This is a genomic window from Xenorhabdus taiwanensis (genome assembly GCF_036512875.1).
GTDB lineage: Bacteria > Pseudomonadota > Gammaproteobacteria > Enterobacterales > Enterobacteriaceae > Xenorhabdus > Xenorhabdus taiwanensis.
The window spans coordinates 1,092,011-1,114,420 of record NZ_AP028978.1 but is presented as its reverse complement, the minus strand read 5'-3'; the positions used below and the strand labels follow the sequence as shown (position 1 = coordinate 1,114,420).

The following is a 22,410-nucleotide window of genomic DNA, read 5'->3' as shown; positions in this document are numbered from 1 at the left end:
AGCTGAACAGAAAAGCACATTTATTCTACACATTAATCAATCAAATTAATTAACGAATTAAATCCAGTTTTTGGCTGGTGTTGGCAGAATATAGGGGGATCATCGGCATATGCACGGTAATTCAGGCAAAAATCAGACTGGCAGGAATCCTTAACGATTTGACTCTCGCCTGTCTGACCGTTAATATCTTTCTCTACAAAAATGATCCCTCGCCTGTCAGGATCGCCTTCGGGTGGCGAATGAAAACTCCCGTAGCCTGCAAGGGAGAGCAAGCATTGCGGTACATCTGCCCACCTTTGGAAGCAGATATTGTCAGACATAAACCCCTTGTCTGGTCATGAAGGTTTCTTAAACTAAAAATACGCCCAAAAGGTGTTGTTATCTTGTCGCCGAAGGGTGTTGAACGTGGGGTCATACACTGACTTTTCAAATCAACATAAATCCTGTTTATCTTCAATGAACAACTGGATGGCTTTTGCGCATCCGTTCATACTTTTATCTAGCCCTGTCTGAATTATTCAACAGACAATTGTTCTACCGCTAAACCATTAACGCATGACTACCGTTTGACACTGAATCTGGCGGCGTTTTGCTGTACCCGTTGGTATTTCAACGCTTGCATAGCCTTTGCTGATTGTTCGAAAACTCAAGGCGTCACTTTTTGCGGGTTACCGCTGAAAGTGACGCCGCAGCCAAAGCACAACCCAACCCTGACAGACTCACGCCTGCTTCACTATACAGTGAATCTGACACTGCATTTTTAGATTGAAAAAGGAGAACTTGACGATATCGAGGCTGGCTTTTCGCCGGTGGGGATGACCTGTAAATACAGGCGGCAGTACCGCGTACTCAACCGATACCCCGCAATACCTCAACCTGCGTTCACTCTGGCGCACAGATATCGATCAAGGGCAAGGCAGGTATTTTCTGTTTTGCCAGAATGGTCGCGCGCCAGAGATCGCATGTTGTCAGGTATCAGCAAGGGGAAGATAATGAGTCGATTGATTAAAGAATTAAAGTTTTTTGCCCGAAAAGGTGGCGGCAGCCATAAAACCTGTCATGATCGCATTCGAATCGCTGGGCGTTTGGGTGCTTTGTTATTGAGCCTGAATATTCAGGTTAAAAGCCTTAATAATTTGAAAGCCAAGCATGTGGAACAGTATGTTGATGCCCGTTTATCTCAGGGGATCGCCAAACGAACGGTGCAAAATGAAATGGCTGCGCTGCGTAATATCTTTCGCATGGCAGGCCGGGAAAAACTGGAGACCTCGCCGCGTTTGAGTAATCAGGCATTGGGATTAAGCGACACCAGCCGCGCCGGAACAAAACAAGCAATCCCTGATGCCACGTTTCAGGTTGTTTATCAGAAAGCACTAGAACGTGATGTCGGACTTGCCGTTACACTGAAACTCGCCCGATTGCTGGGGTTACGTTCTCAGGAAGCAGTGCAATGCAGTGCTTCGTTAAAAAGCTGGCGTAAACAGTTGGAGCAATCAGAACCGAAACTGCATGTTGTCTTCGGTACAAAAGGCGGCCGGCCAAGGCAAACCCGTGTATTGAATGTCGCTGCGGTAAAAGAGGCTGTCGAACAGGCCATTACTATTGCAGAACAACGTGGCGGCAGGTTGATTGATAAACCCGATCTCAAGCAGGCCATGAACTACTGGCGGACACATACCACAAAGATTGGTTTAACAGGCTGCCATTCTCCCCACAGTTTACGCTATGCATGGGCGCAGGATGCACTGAATTATTACCAACAGAATGGTTTTAGTCGTCAGGAGGCAAGGGCATTGGTTTCAATGGATTTGGGGCATGGTGATGGTCGTGGGCGTTATGTTGAGCGGGTTTATAACCGTTAAACTTAGTGATTCGGTTATTGAGTCAGATAAAACAATCAGTTAAAGTATTCGCGCCATTAGCAAAATCTAGTGGTCAAGGTTTAGCAGCCTTGTGTACCCAAACACTGGTAGAATATTTCTGCCAGTGCGCTTGCTATCACCCTTTCAATGGTGGTTCAGGCAGGGGAGGCTTCGGCCTCGCCGGTGGGTACTCCGGTCTGCTAACCCTGTCTGAATCACCGCCATCAATGATTAATTAATGGAAAGGGGTAGCAGGAATGAATAACGTTAGAAATGACTGGCATCAGGCCGATATCATCGCAGCATTACGTAAACGTGGTACAACCTTAGCGGCGCTCTCCCGTGAGGCAGGACTCAGTTCATCAACATTAGCAAACGCACTCAGCAGACAGTGGCCTAAAGGCGAATGGATCATTGCTGATTATCTTGGTATTCACCCTTCAGAAATCTGGCCGAGTCGTTATTTCGATAGTTATGGTCGATTAGTTGAGCGTAAAGTTCGCAATAAACCACAGGAATAACCCGCTGTAATTTGTGATCGATGTCGTAAAAATGAACATTTTTTATCTCAAGCCCTGAGCGTAAAATGGCAGCCCAATTTGACCATTTTTAACCCTCACGGCTTTTTTGCTTTAAGATGATTGAAAAACGCACAATTAATGGTATAAATAAGCAAAATCAGTCAGATAGAAAAGAAAAGGTAAGCAAAAAAATCTGGGGGCATTAAAAGGGGCATAAAAGGAAGGTAAGGTTATATACTTATATTACTCAACAAGTTATAATGTTTTTCGATTCCGCCTCCGGCACCAAGTTTCCATGCGGGCTTGTCCTGGGTTGTTAAATTTCCTGACAAAAGCGCAAAAAAGAATCAATCGTTAATTAAATGTTAAAGCCTAATCAGTTCAATTTGTACTGTTTAGTCGATAAGAACATTTAAGACAAGATAACAGGGTGGCTGTTTTATCAGTTGCCCTTTTCTTGTTTAAGGTAATGATTTCAGTAATTGATTCTGATGTCAAGTCAGGTGAAAACTTCACGACGGGATACCGGATCAGCATGAACGCTTTTTTCCATCCCATCACTGTTGATGCAGGGCAGCTCACGCTATCTCCTCCTTAATCCATCCTGCGATCTGCCCTGATTTTTTTAATCCGCTTTATTCCTTCTCACCGGCAGGCTCATCAGAACGATCGGTGTACAATCCCAGCTCCCGCTCCAGTGTTTTCCCCGTCACTTCCATATCGAGATCAATGTACTCCATCGTGGTCGCGACATTACGATGCCCCAGTAATCTTTTCACCAACGGCAGGTTCCGATCCGGCGCTTTCATCAGTGTCGTGGCCACGGTATGGCGAAAACGGTGGGGCGAGACGGCAAAATCACACTCCCTGGACAGCCGACGAAAGAAAGAACGGAGCTGTTGTTTTTCCCGATTGATATCATATTGGTAACGGGAAAGCCGGCTGGGGTGCGGCACATTTAACCGGCTGAGATCGAAAATCGGATCGTGGCCTTCAGCACCGGCAGCCATCGCCCTTGCCACGAGTTGTGCCAGCCAGGGTTTGAGTTGCGGAATAATCGGTATCTCCCATTCGCTGTGGTTTTTACTGCCTTCCAGCCCCAGTTCAATATAATTGCTTTCCAGGTTAATATCCCGCAGCCGCAGGTGCAGTAACTGGTTCTGGCGCATCCCCGTAAAGCGCAATGTCGCCAGCACGGTTGACCAATACCAGGTTGGGTACAGCGCACACCGCCCTCCCCGTGGCATCACGTCGGTTCTTTCTTCTTCCGCAAACTTCCCCATCAACAGGTTAATACGGGTTATCTGCGGCTGACTCAAAATCTTCTTCTTTTTCTTCTCTTTTTTAACCACGGCGTGGTTAAACGGGTTTTCGGTGTGGGGCAGCAATTTTTGCGCCATACCGAAATTAAAAATCGCCCGCAGGTGGGCTACCTTATTGTTCCAGGTATGGCTCGACTGCTTTTTTTCCACCAGAAGATGGCGCCGCCACCGCAGCACATCCCGATGAGTGATCTGCGCCGGTGATGCCGCTTCCCCCATAAACCGGATAAAACCCCGTGTGACCTTGCGATAACTCCATTCGGTATCCGGTCGCAGGATATGTGAAAAAAAGTACTCTTCTAATAGCGCTTCCCAACTGAGGGGTTCTGCTGTGTGCAACATATTATTTTTTCCTCGGCTCATCCTGCCGTTTCCTGTCCAAAAACAATTCGCGGCAATAAAATAAAAATAACTGTTTGAATTATTTATCTTTAAATGATGAATGCAGGTGACTGTCAGGGGCAATACTTTCTTTCTCCTGTTTTGATCGTTTGGTCAGTTTCGAGGCGGGGTGGTGACTTTTTCCCTGATTTTGCGGCGAAGCCCCATCAGGTGACTGAAATAAGGATAATAATGTCAGGGTATCATCAGACACGGATGGTGGTGGGGTTGTGATTTCACTGACAGGCGGCGTGGGTATCGTTTCCGATACCGGATTGTATCCGGAAGAGCACGCCGCCTCCTTCGCCGGAGATGGAGAAACTTCCTGTTTCCCCCGCAAAGGGGAATGAACCTGCCCGGCAGCATCCTGAAGCAATGTATCTATCAGCGGAACAGTGGAGGGACGCCCATTGAGATGCTGCATCAGACAATGCCAGACTTCCGGTACGCTCACCAGCCACATCATGGCTTTTTCTGGTAACAAACAGGCAGCCAGCAACACTTCCTGCGGAACCGACGGTATGTTCTCCGGTGCGCGAAAACGGAAACGAAACGGTTTGTCGGGGATACCGATGCCCGGCTGCCAGACATGTCCGTCTTCCAGTTCCCCTTCGAGCTGTCGCAATAACGGCAGGTGGTAAAACAACGCCGCCCAGAATACCACCGCCTGCCATAACAGGCTCTGGGCCGCCTGCGTTTCCGGTGCCGCCCCCTGTGGTAACAGATGCCCTTTCGCCAGCCGCACGGCACAGGTGGTAAATTGCAGCGTCAGGTCGGCAAATCCCCCTGCCCCTGACCAGTCACCTTCCGACGTAGCGGGTACTTGCTGGACACTGCCCAGCAATTGCTTCACCGGTGCAAGATAAAAACGCTGATACAGCCCTTCCGGCAAAGCACTGTTTTGCCATAATTGCTGAAGACACTGGCGGCGCAGGGGCGTTGCCAGTAACTCGTCAGCCGATTGCGGCCGGAAATAGCCCTGGCTGTCACGAATGGCTGCCGGTTGTTGCTCGGGGGATTTTTGCGGTGTGCCAGACTGGCGGGCAAAATGCGATTTAAAACGCTGAAACATGGTCTTTCCTCTTTCGGTTCAAATTGGGCTCAGTGTCGGTGGATCCCAATCGGAAACAAGGGAAAACTCTTTTTGCGGAAATGAAAATTAAACTGACCCGATTCATCCATGGATTCACTTATCGGTTCACCTTAATTTTTACTATAAATCAATATATTAATACTGCTCAAAAATAAGAAAGCGCCCCGAAAGGCGCATGAGAACAATAGAATAGATACTGAGAAAAATTCAGGCTGCCTGTGACTGTTGATGCTCCCGTAAACGGTTCGACCAGTTACCCAGATAATGTGCCGGTGTATAGCGGGTTCGCTGACTGCCGCCATCATGCAGGGCATTGCCAATGGTGGCCGCGGCCGGAATGCCGGTCAGGGCAAGCTGGATGTAGGCCATCACCGCGGCCAGCGGATCAATATCAATCGCTGATACCCACAGGCTGCATAACGGATCATGCCCCTGCGCTCTCAAGACGTCGGCAGCGGCCAGCGTCATACAACCCGCCCCACAGGCCGGCTCGTACAGGGTGACAAAGGGTTTCTCCTGCAAGCGTGCAGAGACATCCTGCAACTGCATCTCCGCCATCATTCTGGCCACGCACCAGGGGGTAAAAAACTGATTAAGTTCTTTATTACCTAAATCAAGCGCCATAAACACACTGCCCAGAAAATCACCGGGTTCCTGCGCCAGTCCCAGCACGGTACAGGAAAAGAGTTCTACAATCCGGTCAACATCCTCCCGTTCGTACTTATTGATGGTTTTCAGGTAATACTGCTCCAGCGCCTCACAATAATGGTATTTATTGTGAATGGCGGCCATCGCACAATTGCAAAAGTCCTGAAAAACCTGATAACGACGGTGGTCACGTGCCGTCTGGTTAAACAAAGAAATAAAGTCTTTCTGATAATCGGGTTGAGATGCCATCACCTGTTTTCCCTGAAGAAAAAAAGAGAAAAAGGAAAACGCGTCCCGAAAGGGGAACGTGCTTCCCCATTCGGTTGGTATAGTTTAAATAAGCAATGCGTTACTGCCCAACGGCAATGGCCGGCACGGGCAGGTTCACCGCCCGTTTGTCATCGTTGACCAGATAAAGCGCAGGCCGGTTCTCCCGTCCTGACAGCCCGTTGCCACTGTCCACATGCTCGCCCTGGTCATAGCAATCGTAACCTTTGAGGCTTCCTGACGGTTCGCTGTACCCGTGGCGGATTTCACAGTCAAACACCGATGACAGCTCGCCCATCAGTTCGGCCGACGGGGGTGCCCAGGGGGAATCAAAGCGCACGGTCAGGCTGCTGACATGCCGGCGCTCCCAGCGGACATGGTGACCCAACGGCCATTCCATACCGTATTGCGCGTCGTAAAACTGCGCCGTAGTCGCGATGCCTTTGAGCAAGCCACTGTTGCCGTTAATCTCGGTGGCAAGGCGGGTCGGCATTATCATCAGCATATCGCAGGGCTGCGCCGATTCCGGGTAAGTGTTCAGCTTATCCCAGCACGCGCCGATATCGATAGTTTCAGACCAGCCCACCATGCCAAACCAGTCGGTATACTGGCGGGTCAGGAGACGGGTGATAATGTCACGCGCCGGTGCCGGTACATTGTCCCAGCGCACCAGGCTGAGACAGGACTGGCGGTACAGGTTATCGGTCCGTTTAATGTTGTCACTGTTTAACGGCACATTATCCTGCAACAACTTAAGCCACTGTTCAAAAGCCAGGTTCTGTGCCGTCGGCGCCGCCGTGCCGCACACCAGTGCCGGGTAAGGCGCATAGGTTTGCGGTTTAGTCGGTTTCAGTATCCCCGCACAGCCGGCCAGAAACAGCCGCAGGCTTTGCTGTACCGCCTGACGGTAACGGGGGGGTTCTTCCCCGCAGACCCATTGCTGCATCACGTCAATACACACCGACTTACCGGTGATGTCCAGTTGATTAGTATACCATTCTGCCATGGTCAGGTTCCTCATTGGATGAATAAGCATAAACCGGAGGAACCGCGCCATCAGGGCACCGCTCCCCCGATGGGTGATTGAAAAATAGGTTATTCGGGCTGTGACCCTGTGTCCTGACTGAGCAGCGTTTCGGTAATACCGCTGTCGAAAATCGCCCTCAGTTCATCATGAATACCCAGATACGGTGTACTGCGCTGGATACCCTGCGCATTCAGCCGGGTTAAATCGTATTTATCCACCAACGCGTTGATGGCTTCAAAGGGCTGGACGCCACTGGCCATCAGTTCAGCCACCGTGTCAGCGTCACACAGGGCCGTATCATTCAGGTTCAGGCCAAAATGCCGTTTCAGCAACGTACCGGCAATGACCTGCCAGACGGTTAGACGTAAAAGTGCCATAGTAATATCTCACACGTTAAATACTGACTGTCGTGCTGTGCCGGAGAATATCCTGCACTTCACGGCACTGTTGATAACGGGGCGAAACCCCATGCAGCGACAGTAAGTGCGCCTCATGCCACAATGCCCGGGCGGCCGGGATATTCTGCCAGCCCTGCTCAAGCACGGCTGACTGGCACAACTGCTGCTGCCGCTTTTCCAGTGACAGGCGCTCTGAGGCCAGCGTCACCGGCTGTGCCCAGACAATCTCGTCATAAAACCGGCCACCGAGCACTTTTCTGTCCCCGGCGTCATAAATCATGACGGTCAGCGGAAAAAACACACATGCCGCCTGACCGGATGGAGTCTCCGGCACCGGCCAGTCGCCCAGCAGATGGATAACCTTCAGCCGCTGTACCGCTTCTGTGACCGAAGCCGCTTCGCACACCGCCAGGGTTTCCGCCCGCAGAGACGGGGGCATTTGTGGGGGTTGCATCAGGCCGGTGACCTGGGCAGTAAAAATATCTTCACGTAAGGCCGGGTTGGTTTCAGCCGGCACGGGCAGAAAAATCGGGTTCATCAGTATTTCCTTGATTGAATGTCAAATAAAGAAAACACCCGCCCGATGCCGGGAAGGTGTTTTCGGCTCCCTGGTCAGGCGCTTAAGAAAAGAGCAGGGTTAACAGCGACATAGGCCGATAACCTCAATGATGATGATGATTTTGATTTTCGATTAATGACGGGCTGATAAAGTCCTCGTGGAATCTCAATGTCATGACTGACTCTATCAGGCCGTTTTCCGGATGTTGCTTCGCATATTCCCGCAATTCGCGAAACCGACAGGCATCCGCATTCAGCTCATTCAGCGCGGCGATACGGGCAAGCACGATTGACGTCACCGCCAGCCCGAAGGCATCGGCTGAGAGTGTCACCGTTAACTGCGTGTCCGACAGGTACACCGGATAGTTTTTCGCTGATGTCGGTACCATATAGGCCAACGACTCAGACACCTGACGGCCTGTCCATTGCTCAGACGGGTAATCCCGGCATAACGTTGAGGCAGTATTGACAATCAGAAACCCCAGAAACAACCGCTCCAGCGATTTTTTGCCGGGAAATGCCGCGGACAGCGCGAGACTGTCCAGCATGATAAGGTCACCTTCTTGCATGATGTTCTCCTGTAAATAAAAAAGACGGAGAACACCCTGCCCGATGGGAAAGGAATTCCCCGTCGGGTGACTGGCATTGTGCCAGGGTAGATTAAATTATCGCCATGCCCCCGCTAAACTTAAAGCCGTCCGGATACACGGGGCCTGGGGGTGTTGCAGCGCATATTCCCGCAAATCACACAACCGTTCAGCGATTTCATCCTGCTTTACCCGTGCCGTCAGATAGCCCAGTACCGTCAGGGTGACCATCAGCCCGAACGTATCTGCTGACACCTCGCTGTTAAAGTCAGTGGTCTCGATTTTGACCCCATACGTGTCAGCACGGGTCGGCACGGCATAGGCAATTTTGTCGGACACTTTCCGGCACTGCCAGGTATCACACCGGTAATCCTCACACAGCGTAACCGCCGCTTTAATGACCGAGTGTTCCAGCAGCCTCAATTCCAGTGGGCTACTTCGCGGAAAGACGTCCGCAAAAGGGGACAATTCAGACGCCGGTACAGCATGCACCGTTGTCCTGGTTTCGTTTTGTTGCATAGTGGACTCCTTTAAAATAACGGAGAACACCTTGCCCGACGGGAAGCATGTTCCCCGTCCGGGTTGACTGGCTGGGTTGCCAGCGTGGATTAAATAACCTTCATCATCAACAAAGATGATATCTGCTTCCAAAGGTGGGCAGATGTACCACACAGTGTGTACTCCCTTGCAGGCTACGGGAGTGTGGGTGTCGCTGCCCGAAGGTGATCCTCACAAGCGACCGGATCATTGATAAGTCTGGCTACGCTAATCAATGAACATATTAAGATCAATGGGTAATTCATTTTCTGATACTGAAAATAATGTCAGAAACGGGATGATCTTATTCACCCTCAATATTCTGGTAATACACCTGCCGGATATAGCGCCCACGCCCATCGCCATGCCCCAAATCCATCGAGACCAGGGCCTGTGCTTCCTGCTCGCTGAAGCCCTGCGCGGTATAATGTTCACCAGATTGCTGGGCAAAATGGTAGCGCATACTGTGTGGGGCTTTCTTGCCGCTCAGGCCTGCCCTTCTGACAATATACCGATAGCGATCTATGGCCTGGGTGATAGTGGGCTTATCAATCAATTTGCCGCTACGCCCGGCCTGCTCGCGTTCCGCATAAGCAATCGCGTGTTGCAGGGCTTCCCGATCCAATATGACCGTTTGTCTTGGACGTCCGCCTTTGGTGCCGAACACCACCCGCACAGAGGTATGCCCGTTTTCCAGCGCTTTTTTCCAGGTCGCTAACGATTTATAGGCTTCGATCGCTTCTTTGGTGCGCAGCCCCAGTACATAAGCCAGTTGCATCACCGCTGCCACGCGCCGGTCTTTTTGTTCCACCTGCTGAAAAATTTCCCGGAATGCGGCCGGTGTCAACGCCGTTTTCGTTCCCTTGCGGCTCGTCTCAGCGATACCCAATGCCCGGTTACTCAGGCGGGCATTATCGGGATCAGCCAGCTTGTGCTTTCCCGCCTGCGCTAAAATGGCCCGCAGCACCGACATTTCATTTTGCAATGTCCGGTGATTAATATGGTGAGCTTTCCGTTCAGCGATGTAGCGCTCAATATATTTCACCTTCAGGCTATCCATTTGCCGGAGTTTGATGCCATTGTTTTTTAAATAATCAAGGAAATACCGGGCAATCCGCTCACGATCAGCCACTGTCACAAAACTTCCGCCCGCCTGTCGGGCATGAGTAATAAAGGCTTTTCTGAACTGCTCAACCTTTGAACGTGTCGATCCCTGCGCCATTCTCGCCTCTCCTGCTGCTTTGCTTGTGTTTTATTCATTTTTTGAGTCGTTTTTAAAACAATTCCCTGCGTGTCGGTTCAGGTTCACCGTTCCGTGGTGCGTCAGACAATGTGTAGCAGGGCGGGATTGTGTTGAGTTATTGCAGGAGCTCGCGACGTGCTCAGCACAGCGATGACATGCTCCCCGTTCAGTGCCTGATTTATTCAGGATGAACGCCTCATTATCTTGACGTGATGAATTTCTCCTTAATTTTTACTGCATCAGCCTGCAATCAGGCAATGGGTTGAAAATCCGATTAGACAATCGTTTATCAATCAAACAAAATGGCGGTTAATGGTCTGTTTTGAGTGGTTTCACTGAGTAATGCGGGGTTCAAATCGGCCGTAAAGTCAGGCTCTACGTGCTCTGGACGTTGGCCGCTTTGCGGCGTCACTTGGTAAACGCTGCGCTTTAACACAAGTGACGCCGCGCAATATTCGGGACGTTTTTCGTGATAAATGCAAAATGCAGGTGAATGTTGTACCAATGAAAACGGTATCGTTCAGCGTGAGACAGAGTATGTTCTGCTCGGTTATGTCGGTAGCCGGTGATAAATAACACCGGGAAACTTTCATCCTCAGACGGAGGGTTAGGTGTCCGAGGATATCTGCTTCCAAAAGTGCGCAGATGTACCGCATTGCATGCACTCCCTTTCAGGCTACGGGAGCTTTCTTTCGCCGCTTTACGCTGATCCTTGCAGGCAATGGATCATTGGTAACAATGAATACCTTATCGATTAGGTTGAGTGAGGTCAAATTTTTGTTTGATGATAGGGTTTGGAGGAAAAAAACATTATTTTCTTGATAAAAATGATTTTTCTTCCGTCCATACTCTTAACAGGGCGAGAGCACGTAAGATTATGTTTTGAACAACCTACTCAAATGAAGAACTATTCAGCATATAAATAAAACCAGGTTGATCGTTTTTAGCTCGCAATTCGGTTGCGCCGCATACAAACTGAGTTCGAAAACGTTCACGCTCTCGCCCTGATACTCTTAATAGGCTTGTGATATGTCCAGAACCATCGCTCTACTGCAAATCTGATGAGCAATTAGCGTTTTACTTAAAGTAAAATTTAACTCAAACACAAGACGAATAATCACAATAATCGTGACAATAATCTCAAAATCAAACTGTTGTGATAGTCATATTGAGTTCTTTAAATTATTAATAGATTGTCTTTATGGGTGTTACTAACACTTGAAATTAGACACTCAAAAAGGTAACCGCTCCATACTACATATTTATCTAAATCCACATTTAGATATTCAAATCACCACAAATACCAACTTAACAGATGTTAAGTTGGTATTTCTCTACGTCTGATACTAAAAAGCTACTTTCTTCTACTTTATAAGCTCTCATTTCACTTATATTATTTTCCTGAGAAAACTATTTCACCAAAAATAGAGCTTCCCTAGTGTACATAAAGGTAATTCATTTACTTCATCAGTGAAAAATAAATAAGCAGATGACTCTAAAGTGAAAGCATGTTCACGAGCCACTCTTTTCATATCTTTAACGCTTCAACATAACTCAAATTTGATGCAATAAAATAAATAACGTTCCAACATAGTGCTACACCTTGTACAACATAAATCATTTTTATTCAACTGGTTGAAGGCACTACGTGTAGCAGCATTATGAAATCCTATTTATAAAATTTAGAGCAGTCGTAACCATACACAAATGCCTTTCTTAAAATAAGAACCTGGTGTGGCTTAGCTAATTATTTTACATTGCAATTATTTTATTTCATATAATAATTGATATATTTAGTCAGTTAGAAACTGATGCGAATAATTAATCACACATCATATAATAAGGTCAACATAAAAATAAACAAAAAGAGCATTAAATTGTACACTCTGTATATATCATCATGTTTTTTTACTTAAAAAAACCTTCCCTCTCTATTCTTATAAATCTTCATATCGAAAAATATTATGGAAAGTGACAAATTAATCATGTAATGTCTGAAGGAAAAATCTAACAACATTATTATTTTCCGAAATGAAAACATCAGGAATAAAAAGAAAATCTAATATTATTAGTAACATTGAGTATATGATGCGAAAAAATGGGGAGAATAAGTCCTCACTGGCTATGCGCTCAGGTGTTACAAGAACAACGCTCTATAAAATTCTTGATGGTCAAATCAACAAAGTCCAACAATCAACTATCACAAGAATTGCCGATTTTTTCGGTGTCAGGTGCGATGTTATAGAGCATTTCGACATAGAAGAACTTGATCGCATAGACAATACTCTCTCCACTGAAGGTAACAGAAATCCCTCTGCTATTCCGCTGATTCCCCAGTCAGACGTGTTAGCCAGTATGGAAGATCGTATTGGTCAGCTTATCATGAGATACCCGGTAATCTGGGCCTTCGAAGAAGGCTCAAACTTGATTGGACTGACAATAGAAACTGAAATTGATAAAATTTTTTTCCCCGGTGATACATTAATCATTAAGCGCTATGCCGCTCCTGTAAAAAATCAGCCATCGCTAATATATACACCCGAAAAAGGATTTTATCTCCACGATGTGTCGGATTACGCAAAAAAAACGCCAACCATCAATGAGCAATTAATTGGAATCATCATTGAAGAACGCATTTCGTAAGCAAAGGAGCATTCGGCTGTGCCAGATAATCAAAAATATAAGCTGTTGGGTTTTAGTCGCTCTTTCGACGTAATAAGAGCGAATATCATGGTCCTGTCTACTGGGAAAAGCATTAGCATACCGTTAAAGGACTTGGAAAGTAGCCAAGTCTCAGAGGATCTCAACCGAAATGAACTCCGTGAGATCTATCGCCGAATTTATGGCAATGAGGATACAATAACCACCTATGATCTCACGGATAGACACGAACGTTCCTGGTTCGCCTATCTGGTCATTGCACTTTCCCTATCCATTATCTATATTTTTTGCACCATTACAGGAATAAAACCAATAAGTATTCCCCATATTAATATGGTGATACCAGCAGCAGTCTTTTTTTATCCCTTCACATTTATCCTTGTTGACATGCTTAATGAATTTTACGGTCTTCGTCTGGCCAGAAAAGCGATCCTTTTCTCGTTTATCACCAATATCCTGTTTGTTCTCGGACTGATGTTCACAGCAATACTGCCAGGTCTGAAAGAATGGGGATTAGCAGATGCCTATACTGAAATTGCCCAGAGTATTACGGCTGTTCTTGTTGCGTCTTCAGTTGCTTATATCGTCTCGGAAAATGTCAATTCGTGGCTGTTATGTAAGATCAAAGAACTGACCAACTCCCGGTATCTTTTTATTCGTATCATAACCAGCACAACGATAGCAGCCGCACTGGACAGTGTTATTTTTTGTACACTGGCATTTTATAATACGCTTGACGCCAACACGATTAAAACCATTATTTTTTCCCAATTTATTATCAAAATAACCTACGCCATTGTCGGTGTTGGGCCTATCTATGCTGCCCGGGCATTATTCAGAAAATATATAAACTCATAGAAGAGAAGCAATCATGGATATTAAAGAATCACTGACCCATCTTGGAACAAAAACCGATTACATACAAAATTATGCTCCAGAATTACTTGAAACCCTTCCGCGATCACTCGCACGCGAAGTTATCAATATCAGTTCTGATGCGTTACCATTTCAGGGTTTTGATCTTTGGACTGCCTGGGAACTTTCCTGGCTGAATAGTAAAGGGAAACCGATAGTAGCAATCGGCGAATTCACCATTCCTGCAACCAGCCCAGGATTGATTGAATCTAAATCATTTAAACTTTATCTCAACAGTTTCAACCAGACTAAGTTTGGAGCAACTGAGGATGTGATCCGTGCCATGAAAAAAGATCTATCCCAGACAGCGGGTCAGCCCGTGGAAGTAAAACTTTATCCTCATCTTGAAGGGTACGGTCATGAAATCAATCAATTCTCAGGCCAGTCACTGGATGATCTGGATATTGAGATAAACGGGTATGACTTTGATGCTACAATACTGGCAAATGCCGTTTCAACAGAAACGGATATTGTCGCTGAAACCTTGCACTCGAATCTCTTAAAATCAAACTGTCTGGTCACCAACCAACCTGACTGGGGCAGCGTTGTGATTCGGTATGAGGGCGCAAAAATTAATCATGAAAAACTGCTACGCTACCTTATCTCATTCAGAACACATAACGAGTTTCACGAACAATGCGTAGAACGAATTTATAATGATATCATGTATTATTGCCGGCCTGAAAAATTAACTGTATTCGCCCGTTATACAAGGCGGGGCGGGCTGGATATTAACCCTTTCAGAAGTAATTATGAAAGTGCCCCTCTGACGGGACGGCTTATCCGTCAGTAAACGAATATTAAATTGGGTGAGACATTACCGCCTCACCCAGTTTACAAAACGATATGCTTACTTAGATATGGAAACTAACAGAGTTTTGTATATAAATTTGTGGACATCTAATACTGAATTTTGTCACCAATCAGTGCATGCCGACTTAATTCTGTCATCGCATCACGCAAATGATTTCTAAGCTTACTTCCAATCAGATGACCGAACAGTGGTGCGAGCCATCCTTTTATCGTAACAGAATGGCGGATACGTGCTGGCAAAGTATCTGTTGAATTAATATATTCGTGATCAAAAACAAGGGTTGTTAAAGGTAATTTTGCAACATCAGAAAATGAATGTAGGGGTTCAACATGGCTCAGTGTAAAATTAACTTCAGGCCCACTGATGGGTTGCATTCGCCCGGTAGAACCCTTCTTAAAATTCCCATTTAACCTTGCCCACTTAATTTCTTTGTCCCAACTAGGCCATGACGAGACATCCTGCCACATTGCCCAGATTTGTTCAGGTGTCGCTTCAGTAACGACTTCTTCACTATAATTCCACGTAAACATTTCACTTCTCCAAAGCAAAAATTAGTTTGGTTTATAATGCTTGTCGGCGAACAAAACAAAAAGGCACAGCCAGAATAACTAAGGCTGCTGCAGTAAGTGGTAAATGAGCCATACCATCTACTGCAATTTGTCTTGTGGCAATAAAGGAACTCAGTGACATCCCCAAGTTAAAAGCGGATACATTAAGGCTAGCAGAAACACGAGCATTAGACGTCTCTATATAAGAAACCACCCAGCTCTGAACCATTGGTGCGGTGGAAAATGCACCGATACTCCACAGCACCAGGCAGATTGTCTGATTTATAGGATTGTCGACATAAGATAAGCCCACTAGCCCTGTGGCTTGAAGTACAACGGAGAAAGTCAATGCTGAAGGTAAGCCCGCTTTCTCAGGAAGAATCCCTCCTAAAATGTTGCCTACGAGAGATCCCATACCAACCGCGCCCATAATTAACGCAATTGCTTGGGCATCTAACTCCGAAGTTTCGGTCAACCACGGCTCAGCGTAAGAAAAAAAGACAAAGCCGCCACCAAATGCGAGTATGGTAAAACAATAAGGCCTGATTAATGCTGAGTTGCTCAGAGTAGCATGTAACGCAAGTTTACGATTTGGTGTTTTTACCGATGGGCCGAATTCTTTAGGTAATACAAACCACAACAGAAAGGCACTTATTCCTGCAATAATGGAAATTGTAACAAAAGGAAGCTGCCAACCGTAGTGTGCAGCTGCCAGCATCCCTGCGGGCACCCCAAGAACCATTGCGAGTGTTAGTCCAGAAAACATCAAGGCAATGGCAAGCGGTGTATGGCGGGCAGTAACGACTGTTGGAAGGCTGGCTGATGTTATACTGAAATAAGCACCATGTACAACTCCGGCAACTGCACGCAATATGAGCAGAACAGTAAAATTTGATGTGATGGCTGAACCGGCACTGAACATCGCAAATGACAGCATAAGGATTATTGCAAGAGGGCGGGCACTGCGAGACAGAGTTAGAATTGTGAGTAATGGCGCTCCCAAAGTTATCCCAAGAGCATACACGGTCACCAATAAACCAACCTGTGGCATTGTCACACCAAATTCGATAGCCATTTGGCCTAACAGGCCAATGACAATGAATTCAGATAAACCAACTGCAAAAGCGGTAAGCGACAATACCATGATCATCAATATAAGCATGGATGATTTCGGCATATCGGTTTTCTCATTTCAGAAATGTTGAGCAGATAAAATCAGGCAACCTTTCCCGAAGGAGGTTGACTAACTCGGGTTTATAAACACGCCGATAGCATACACATAGCTGACTTTCCTGTTCGTATTCCCATAAACCCGACTGAATAAGCTCACCAATTCGGTTGCGGGCACCTATAAAAATGCGATCACCACGCCGTCTGCGTGTAATGGTTAGGCTATCAATCTCATCCAATCCATCTAGTTCAAGCTGAACTTTGTGAGCAGACAGCTGATGCCATGCAATTGTTTTTGACCAGGATTTAACAAGGTAAGGCCATTCGAGACGATTAAAAAAATCTGCTCGTGAGACTTGATCAAATACGACGACAATTGTCGAAGATTTCATGCTGGCCTCCGCATTGCCATTCTGATCCGTGTAGCATCATTTGTACTGATCTCAAAAAAACCTCTCCTTGCCAGCATTCCCCATTGGGGGTTAGCAGTAAATTCCAAACCACCTATGTCCTTGAGCACGACTGACTGAAAGCTTGGGTCAAAAATAACGTCTTTACGGAATGGCTTAAAACCGGGAAATTGCTCTACTTGATAGATATCATTATTGGTGAATACACATTGATATTCGACAGTTTTCAATATTTCTCCCGACTTCATTTCGCTTCGAGGGCAGTATATAAACACTTCATCTCCAGCCCGAGTCTTCCGCAATGGTCCTGCCTTTCCATGACACACCTGAAGGAAACCGGAATCCACTGCAATGCGGGCATGAGCCAGCGAGATAACTGCAATCCAATGTTTCATATTGCGAGTTCTCCCTGAAGAACTTGCCGGGATAGTTCATCAACACTGGTAACTACATCAGCCTGCAGTTTTTCTAACAATGGAGGTGGAAATACGGAACCATCAGCCGCTGGCAGAGCGCAAATGGAATGCTGTAGGATGACGTTTTGGCCATTATCACTTCGCGTCAGTGTATGGCCGAAACAAAGCAGCCCCATAGGACTGTTCGCCGTTGTCGTAAAATGAACACCTTCAATCAGCGCAGTCACATTGACTGCAATAGCTCCAGATCCAACTTTGGGAATAATCATAAAACATTTACCAAGAGACAGTCCGTTTTCTGTTGCTTCAGTTCCTGCTAAAGAAGCGTCCCAACGCTGCCAGCCAGCAAGATCATTCCATGTGTTCCAAACTTTTACAGCAGCGGTGACTGGGATATTGGTAGAATGAGAAAATACAAAAGGATTGTTTTTAATTGCTGACATGGTGGTAAAGTTCCTTATGAATGGATAAAGTTGCAAATATGTCGGCCTCATCATCTTTTGATGAGATCAGACTGAAGGCGCCAAAGGCGGCAGATTTACCTTCAGTAATAGAACGTGTGCCGATCCGTTTGGGAATACATTCGAAAGTGCCTACAACGACTGCCCCAACCCGTCCTCCTTCCAAGTTCTGCTGGAATAAACTATCGATTGCAGCGGCCTGAATACAGATGTTACTGGTTGCCAGTGTAAGTGCTTCCGCTTTGTTGCCCTGTTCAATGGTGAGGTAACCTTGAAGGCTCGCAGGAAACCATGCTGTCGCGACATAACTATTCACACCGTCAAGCGTAACTGCAATATCACTGCTCATGACCTCCATTACGTAATCCCAGTTAGCGTAGCGGTTTAGGATCAGCAATGGTGTTTTTTTGGGATTTGCATCTAGTTTTTCCAGTCGTTGATTAAGATCATAATACAGCCAAAGTCCACCAGCCAGTCGAGTGGCCGATGACAATTTAGGACGCTGTCTGCGTGGGAGTTGTGCGTCAAACTCACGGTATGTAACCAACGATGTCACCGCTGTCGTCAAGTTAGTCAGCTCAACAACATCTTGTTTGAGCATGCACGTAAAGGTTTCAGACATTATCATTCTCCATAATCATTGAGGCGTGAATTCCTGAAAACCCGCTGGCTGTTTTTAACATCACTCTGCTCTGAAATGGTGAAGCCTGAGAACGCAGAGGTATATCCTGATAAGCATCAACAGGTAAATCTTGCGCCGTTGGAGGAAGCATACCGGTTATCATCATTTTCCATGCTAAAGCAACTTCAATAATATTAGCCCCTCCTAGCGCATGGCCATGATTTCCCTTAAACGTTGTGACAGTCGGTAGTTTTGTACCAATCACATCTTTTAACGCTTGGTATTCAGCCTGATCATTTTGTTGAGTGCCTGAAGCATGAAGATTGACATGATCTATTTCTTCCCCTTTTACTCCCGCATCTTTTAAAGCCAATTCAATACTTTGGCGTATTGAGACTCCATCAGTTGAAATATTAGTCATATGGTATGCACTGGAAACACATCCATAACCAGAAATGCGGGGTACGGAGTGTTCAGGCGTTTCAGTACTGACCAAGATCGCACCGCCACCATCCGCAAAGAGAAAACCATGTCTATCAAGGCAGAACGGGCGTGAAGGACTCGTCGTTAAATTGGGATCAAAAGAACAAGTTGCATTGATTTTGTTGAAAGCCTCCAATGCCAAAGGGGTCAAACCAAAATCAAGAGACATTATCAAGGCACGCTTAAATCCTAATCGATACATGATATTTTTAGCCAGACCAATGGCCTGAAGCCCGGCACAACAACCTGTAGGAACACAAACAAATTGCGTGTTTTTTCCGTAAGCAGATGTATCGGCAAAGATGTGTTCAACTGATGCAAAATTAAGTTGTTCCAGTGCGATTGGACGATCTGAGTAAATCTCATGTTCTAATTCAGCAAGATTGCCTACAGCACTGGCAAAAAAAATAGCATCTACAGGGTCAATAATATTCAGTTGGTTAACTAACCTGCGGATCGTATTCGAAAAGAGTGGCGCATAGGCTGCAATATCAGAACCCGTACCAGGAATGGTTTCAGCGACGAAAAAATTTCTATCGCCGGGGAGAGTTGCTTTCCCGTAAGCCACAGCGCCTTTTATGATATTTTGCCAAATTTCCTCCAATGAACTACCGAGAGGGTTAATTGCAGCAGCGTGAGTGATATACAACTGTTTCATTCTATGATCCTTGCTACGGCTCTGGCCCAAGCTGCTCCACAGTGCAACTTGATAGGCAAAGCAATAAAATCAACCAGTCTGGCAGATTCAAAACTCTGGAGATTTGCCAAACGTTCAATTTGGTAATACGGGCGTTTACGCCCCAATACATGTGCTGGCCAGAGCTTTGAGGGATCTTTCGTTTCAACATAGGCGCGACACATTACGGCAAAAGGAGGATCTACGCTGAATGCATCTGTTCCAATTAAGGTATAACCACGATCCAAAGCAGCTTCGACGTAACGAACAGGTATCCCCTTAAACTCAGTAAAATAGCTGGGATCACCATAGCGCTCGTAGGCACCGGTAATAAAAAATATCGCATGTGCATGTTCAGCATAGTCATCAAGGCGCTGTAAATACTCCAACCATTCAATTTCTATTTCTGTGCCACAAGATGTGCGATCTGTAAAAATTACCGCTTGTCCCATAAAATGATTTATATCAGCAGCAGCAATATCAGGGGCATCAGGTGAATAATGAAGAGGAGCATCGATATGTGTTCCCTGGTGTGTAGAGAGCGTGATAATTTCATTGGAAATACCGTAGCCATCGGGCCAGTCTTCCGGGCTAATGTCAAAACCTTTACATAATTGGGTTACTCCAGCTATATGATCAAGGGTGTCCACATTGATGCTAACAGGCTCACCATTCCCCGGATATAGAGCAGTTGAAATACAGGTGTAGTCTTTCATAAAAATAACTCCTGTGGCAGATGTGGATCTATTTCATTGTGCTTAGGTCGTTGAAACAGAATTGGTGAAAAACAGGCGTTATCAACAATCTTCCTGATTTGAAACAATGCATTAAGCGTCCCGTATTCACTCAGTGGACAAGGTGAAGTGCTGGCATCTCCTAGAGGGATGACATGATTGATTGAACAGGTCATCGATCTTTTTTCAGGTACAACATAACCACTGAAAAGGATCGCTTCCGGCACAACTAAAATTCCTTCTGCAGCTATAGCAGCGAGTAGCTCATCTGTCGAAATAACGTTTGAAGGTAAACAGGAACACCCCAGTGATATTTTGTTGCCTCCAATGGGTATCATGAAAAAAGTACGCCGACTACCATTAGGGAATATTTCAGACCAGAAACGCATTTCATCTCTATCCAAATCGGAGGGAGAAGATATAATGAGATAGCGGCAAGCCGTTTGTGCTGGCTGTATCATATGTGACAAGTAAGCAGGATCATTAATTACAGATGTTGTACCACGACAGTCAAATATCCTGTCGAATCCATCCAAATCTTCAATCCTTGTTATCTCTTGCTGTATACGCCGCGAGACAGGGATGTTTTCTATCAAAAATGTAGCCAATCGCCCCTTGTCATATATAAAATATTGCCCATTTGAAGTTAGTTCCATCTGGTGGAGTTTTCCATTATTTCGCCAAGACACCCTTCTGATCATAGGAGAAGCCTGAATAACAGCTTCTGATTCTTTGATGGTATTGAGTGCGTTAAAAAACGCTCTCCGTGGCACTATTTCTGGAATACCGCTTGCGGAAAAGTGTGGAGATTGGAATAAAGTAATATCTCCTAATGGGGTCAGAAGGCTGGCTGCCAAGCCAGCAGTGACTCCACTTCCGACGATCGCTATTTTGGTCTGCATAAGGTCTGCCCCGTTAGCCTGTCGATATTTTCATTCAATAACACAAACATTTTGCGTGCTACATCAGGAGAATACGTATTCTCTTCCATCAGAAGGCGTCGTTTGGCGAAAATCACATGTGGGTGGGTATGTTCAGTCCACCATTCTGCACTGAGTGCAAGCACATTGGGTGGAGGAATAATATGTGTGACACATATTCGATCACCTGAGCGTACCCGTTCGACCTCTACCTGATCTGGTTCAGGTCTACCTGCATCGAAATGCAAAATAAAGTGCTGCCGTGTAGCACTTTCTGAAATTCGATTGATGTGACAAACACGATTGAGTGTACTGATCCAGTGTTCGAGTGACCAAATTTGCGCTAGTGGATCTGAGCCGGGCACAACATTTCTCTTGGTCATAAGGCTAAGGCATAGATCAGACATTCTTTTCACCATTTCCATAGCGAGACCAAGTAGTTAAAGCAGCTTGTATATGTTTTCTGATGAGCATGATAGCATCTTCAACGTTGGTATCATCTAACAACGAAAAGCCGTGATAACTGATGAGGCGAGTTCGCCCGTCACCTAACGGCTGAAAGCGCCAACCCCCTTTATGGCATTTGAATCCCTTGGGAGGTATTGGCTGGGAAAAGTCAATGATACGGAACTCTTCATTAATATATCGCCAAGATTTAACAAAATATGCCTGACCAGTACCGAGTTCTTCGATGTGCATAATGAAACTTTGCATACATCCGTCATCATTTTCTGGTTCAATCTTAGAAACATGGTTCAGAATATTGGGCCAATTTCTATAATTACTGATATAGGTAAATACTGTGTCAATATCTTTATTAATAATGGTACTTCCTTGTAGAATAAAAGGGACGTCTTTATGAAGCCATGTATTTCTATTAGCTGAAAGATAACTAATCAGATCGCCAATTGTATTAACGTTGTCTTCCTTAAGAGGTTTATTCGAAATCGCCAAAGATGAAATATTTTCAACAAGAGTTATTATTTCCTGACTGTCTAAACCAAGCTCATCACGAATATCTTTCCTTGAATCGATTATCTCTTCTGGAGAATTTGTTATTCCAAGCTCAAATAATATGACTGCGACATCATTTTCCGAGCGCTGGATATTTTTTTCGTTAAGCATATTATTCATAC

The 22,410-nt window shown here is 45.9% G+C and carries 30 protein-coding genes; 8 read left to right on the top strand and 22 right to left on the bottom strand.

The features are described from left to right. Window positions 1-32: 32 nt before the first annotated feature. Complete coding sequence (locus tag ACE1SE_RS05015) at window positions 33-320, bottom strand: hypothetical protein (RefSeq protein ID WP_374052908.1); 288 nt, start codon at window positions 318-320, stop codon at window positions 33-35. A 246-nt stretch (window positions 321-566) separates the two neighbouring features. On the opposite strand from ACE1SE_RS05015, the gene ACE1SE_RS05010 reads away from it, so the two are divergent. The 5 genes from ACE1SE_RS05010 (at window position 567) to ACE1SE_RS04990 (ending at window position 2,981) form a co-directional block, all read left to right on the top strand. Continuing rightward, the gene (locus tag ACE1SE_RS05010) at window positions 567-764 is read left to right on the top strand and encodes a hypothetical protein (RefSeq protein ID WP_374052907.1); all 198 of its coding nucleotides are present in this window, start codon (window positions 567-569) and stop codon (window positions 762-764) included. Window positions 765-992: 228 nt separating this feature from the next. After that, a complete protein-coding gene (locus ACE1SE_RS05005; protein WP_374052906.1) occupies window positions 993-1,862 on the top strand; it encodes an integrase domain-containing protein in 870 nt (289 codons plus the stop codon). Window positions 1,863-1,879: 17 nt separating this feature from the next. Continuing rightward, entirely contained in the window at window positions 1,880-2,101 is a 222-nt protein-coding gene (locus tag ACE1SE_RS05000; RefSeq protein WP_374052905.1) for a hypothetical protein, read from the top strand. Window positions 2,102-2,119: 18 nt separating this feature from the next. After that, window positions 2,120-2,383 carry a helix-turn-helix domain-containing protein gene (locus ACE1SE_RS04995; RefSeq protein ID WP_374052904.1) on the top strand — a complete coding sequence of 88 codons (264 nt, stop codon included), beginning with the start codon at window positions 2,120-2,122 and terminating at the stop codon, window positions 2,381-2,383. Window positions 2,384-2,813: 430 nt separating this feature from the next. After that, window positions 2,814-2,981, top strand: coding sequence for a hypothetical protein (locus tag ACE1SE_RS04990; RefSeq protein WP_167383256.1), 168 nt, complete (start codon window positions 2,814-2,816; stop codon window positions 2,979-2,981). Window positions 2,982-3,018: 37 nt separating this feature from the next. Here ACE1SE_RS04990 and ACE1SE_RS04985 read toward each other — a convergent pair whose 3' ends face one another. The 10 genes from ACE1SE_RS04985 to ACE1SE_RS04940 all read right to left on the bottom strand — a co-directional run bounded on the left by ACE1SE_RS04985 (window position 3,019) and on the right by ACE1SE_RS04940 (window position 10,880). Next, window positions 3,019-4,047, bottom strand: a complete 1,029-nt coding sequence (locus ACE1SE_RS04985; RefSeq protein ID WP_374053593.1) for a tyrosine-type recombinase/integrase — start codon at window positions 4,045-4,047, stop codon at window positions 3,019-3,021. A gap of 79 nt (window positions 4,048-4,126) precedes the next feature. Continuing rightward, window positions 4,127-5,158, bottom strand: coding sequence for a TraI domain-containing protein (locus tag ACE1SE_RS04980; protein ID WP_374052903.1), 1,032 nt, complete (start codon window positions 5,156-5,158; stop codon window positions 4,127-4,129). A 228-nt stretch (window positions 5,159-5,386) separates the two neighbouring features. After that, entirely contained in the window at window positions 5,387-6,076 is a 690-nt protein-coding gene (locus ACE1SE_RS04975; RefSeq protein ID WP_374053592.1) for an N-6 DNA methylase, read from the bottom strand. A gap of 100 nt (window positions 6,077-6,176) precedes the next feature. Beyond that, window positions 6,177-7,100 carry a DUF1281 domain-containing protein gene (locus ACE1SE_RS04970; RefSeq protein ID WP_374052902.1) on the bottom strand — a complete coding sequence of 308 codons (924 nt, stop codon included), beginning with the start codon at window positions 7,098-7,100 and terminating at the stop codon, window positions 6,177-6,179. 89 nt (window positions 7,101-7,189) lie between these two features. Then, complete coding sequence (locus ACE1SE_RS04965; RefSeq protein ID WP_374052901.1) at window positions 7,190-7,498, bottom strand: TA system toxin CbtA family protein; 309 nt, start codon at window positions 7,496-7,498, stop codon at window positions 7,190-7,192. 16 nt (window positions 7,499-7,514) lie between these two features. Further along, window positions 7,515-8,057, bottom strand: coding sequence for a hypothetical protein (locus tag ACE1SE_RS04960; RefSeq protein ID WP_374052900.1), 543 nt, complete (start codon window positions 8,055-8,057; stop codon window positions 7,515-7,517). Between the two features lie 124 nt (window positions 8,058-8,181). Next, window positions 8,182-8,646, bottom strand: a complete 465-nt coding sequence (locus tag ACE1SE_RS04955) for an antirestriction protein (protein WP_374052899.1) — start codon at window positions 8,644-8,646, stop codon at window positions 8,182-8,184. A 96-nt stretch (window positions 8,647-8,742) separates the two neighbouring features. Further along, window positions 8,743-9,183: an antirestriction protein gene (locus tag ACE1SE_RS04950; protein WP_374052898.1), complete on the bottom strand. Its 441-nt coding sequence runs from the start codon at window positions 9,181-9,183 to the stop codon at window positions 8,743-8,745. A gap of 322 nt (window positions 9,184-9,505) precedes the next feature. Beyond that, window positions 9,506-10,423, bottom strand: a complete 918-nt coding sequence (locus ACE1SE_RS04945) for an integrase domain-containing protein (RefSeq protein WP_374052897.1) — start codon at window positions 10,421-10,423, stop codon at window positions 9,506-9,508. 310 nt (window positions 10,424-10,733) lie between these two features. Beyond that, window positions 10,734-10,880 carry a hypothetical protein gene (locus tag ACE1SE_RS04940; protein WP_273571435.1) on the bottom strand — a complete coding sequence of 49 codons (147 nt, stop codon included), beginning with the start codon at window positions 10,878-10,880 and terminating at the stop codon, window positions 10,734-10,736. Between the two features lie 1,595 nt (window positions 10,881-12,475). Here ACE1SE_RS04940 and ACE1SE_RS04935 point away from each other — a divergent pair. The 3 genes from ACE1SE_RS04935 to queF are packed head-to-tail and all read left to right on the top strand — an operon-like array spanning window position 12,476 to window position 14,813. Then, a complete protein-coding gene (locus ACE1SE_RS04935; protein ID WP_374052896.1) occupies window positions 12,476-13,087 on the top strand; it encodes a helix-turn-helix domain-containing protein in 612 nt (203 codons plus the stop codon). A gap of 18 nt (window positions 13,088-13,105) precedes the next feature. Next, on the top strand, window positions 13,106-13,963 hold the full coding sequence (locus ACE1SE_RS04930; RefSeq protein ID WP_374052895.1) for a queuosine precursor transporter: 858 nt from the start codon (window positions 13,106-13,108) through the stop codon (window positions 13,961-13,963). A gap of 13 nt (window positions 13,964-13,976) precedes the next feature. Continuing rightward, complete coding sequence (queF, locus tag ACE1SE_RS04925; RefSeq protein WP_374052894.1) at window positions 13,977-14,813, top strand: NADPH-dependent 7-cyano-7-deazaguanine reductase QueF; 837 nt, start codon at window positions 13,977-13,979, stop codon at window positions 14,811-14,813. A 107-nt stretch (window positions 14,814-14,920) separates the two neighbouring features. On the opposite strand, the gene ACE1SE_RS04920 is transcribed toward queF, so the two are convergent. Genes ACE1SE_RS04920 through ACE1SE_RS04870 form a run of 11 tightly spaced genes read right to left on the bottom strand, consistent with a single transcriptional unit; the run spans window position 14,921 to window position 22,399 of the window. Continuing rightward, on the bottom strand, window positions 14,921-15,364 hold the full coding sequence (locus tag ACE1SE_RS04920; RefSeq protein WP_374052893.1) for an SRPBCC family protein: 444 nt from the start codon (window positions 15,362-15,364) through the stop codon (window positions 14,921-14,923). A 31-nt stretch (window positions 15,365-15,395) separates the two neighbouring features. Then, entirely contained in the window at window positions 15,396-16,559 is a 1,164-nt protein-coding gene (locus ACE1SE_RS04915) for an MFS transporter (RefSeq protein WP_374052892.1), read from the bottom strand. Between the two features lie 10 nt (window positions 16,560-16,569). Next, complete coding sequence (locus ACE1SE_RS04910; protein ID WP_374052891.1) at window positions 16,570-16,944, bottom strand: hypothetical protein; 375 nt, start codon at window positions 16,942-16,944, stop codon at window positions 16,570-16,572. Then, on the bottom strand, window positions 16,941-17,357 hold the full coding sequence (locus ACE1SE_RS04905; RefSeq protein WP_374052890.1) for an EVE domain-containing protein: 417 nt from the start codon (window positions 17,355-17,357) through the stop codon (window positions 16,941-16,943). The genes ACE1SE_RS04910 and ACE1SE_RS04905 overlap by 4 nt, the downstream gene beginning before the upstream one ends. After that, window positions 17,354-17,821, bottom strand: coding sequence for an SRPBCC family protein (locus tag ACE1SE_RS04900; RefSeq protein ID WP_374052889.1), 468 nt, complete (start codon window positions 17,819-17,821; stop codon window positions 17,354-17,356). Before ACE1SE_RS04900 ends, ACE1SE_RS04905 begins: the two co-directional genes overlap by 4 nt. After that, window positions 17,808-18,461 carry a hypothetical protein gene (locus tag ACE1SE_RS04895; RefSeq protein ID WP_374052888.1) on the bottom strand — a complete coding sequence of 218 codons (654 nt, stop codon included), beginning with the start codon at window positions 18,459-18,461 and terminating at the stop codon, window positions 17,808-17,810. Before ACE1SE_RS04895 ends, ACE1SE_RS04900 begins: the two co-directional genes overlap by 14 nt. Then, window positions 18,454-19,602 carry a beta-ketoacyl-[acyl-carrier-protein] synthase family protein gene (locus ACE1SE_RS04890; RefSeq protein ID WP_374052887.1) on the bottom strand — a complete coding sequence of 383 codons (1,149 nt, stop codon included), beginning with the start codon at window positions 19,600-19,602 and terminating at the stop codon, window positions 18,454-18,456. The genes ACE1SE_RS04895 and ACE1SE_RS04890 overlap by 8 nt, the downstream gene beginning before the upstream one ends. Further along, complete coding sequence (locus tag ACE1SE_RS04885; protein WP_374052886.1) at window positions 19,599-20,336, bottom strand: cyclase family protein; 738 nt, start codon at window positions 20,334-20,336, stop codon at window positions 19,599-19,601. Before ACE1SE_RS04885 ends, ACE1SE_RS04890 begins: the two co-directional genes overlap by 4 nt. After that, a complete protein-coding gene (locus ACE1SE_RS04880; RefSeq protein WP_374052885.1) occupies window positions 20,333-21,256 on the bottom strand; it encodes a hypothetical protein in 924 nt (307 codons plus the stop codon). The genes ACE1SE_RS04885 and ACE1SE_RS04880 overlap by 4 nt, the downstream gene beginning before the upstream one ends. Further along, window positions 21,241-21,681 (bottom strand): hypothetical protein, encoded by a 441-nt coding sequence (locus tag ACE1SE_RS04875; RefSeq protein WP_374052884.1) that lies wholly within the window; start codon window positions 21,679-21,681, stop codon window positions 21,241-21,243. Before ACE1SE_RS04875 ends, ACE1SE_RS04880 begins: the two co-directional genes overlap by 16 nt. Continuing rightward, the gene (locus ACE1SE_RS04870) at window positions 21,674-22,399 is read right to left on the bottom strand and encodes an SRPBCC family protein (RefSeq protein ID WP_374052883.1); all 726 of its coding nucleotides are present in this window, start codon (window positions 22,397-22,399) and stop codon (window positions 21,674-21,676) included. Before ACE1SE_RS04870 ends, ACE1SE_RS04875 begins: the two co-directional genes overlap by 8 nt. Window positions 22,400-22,410: the final 11 nt, after the last annotated feature.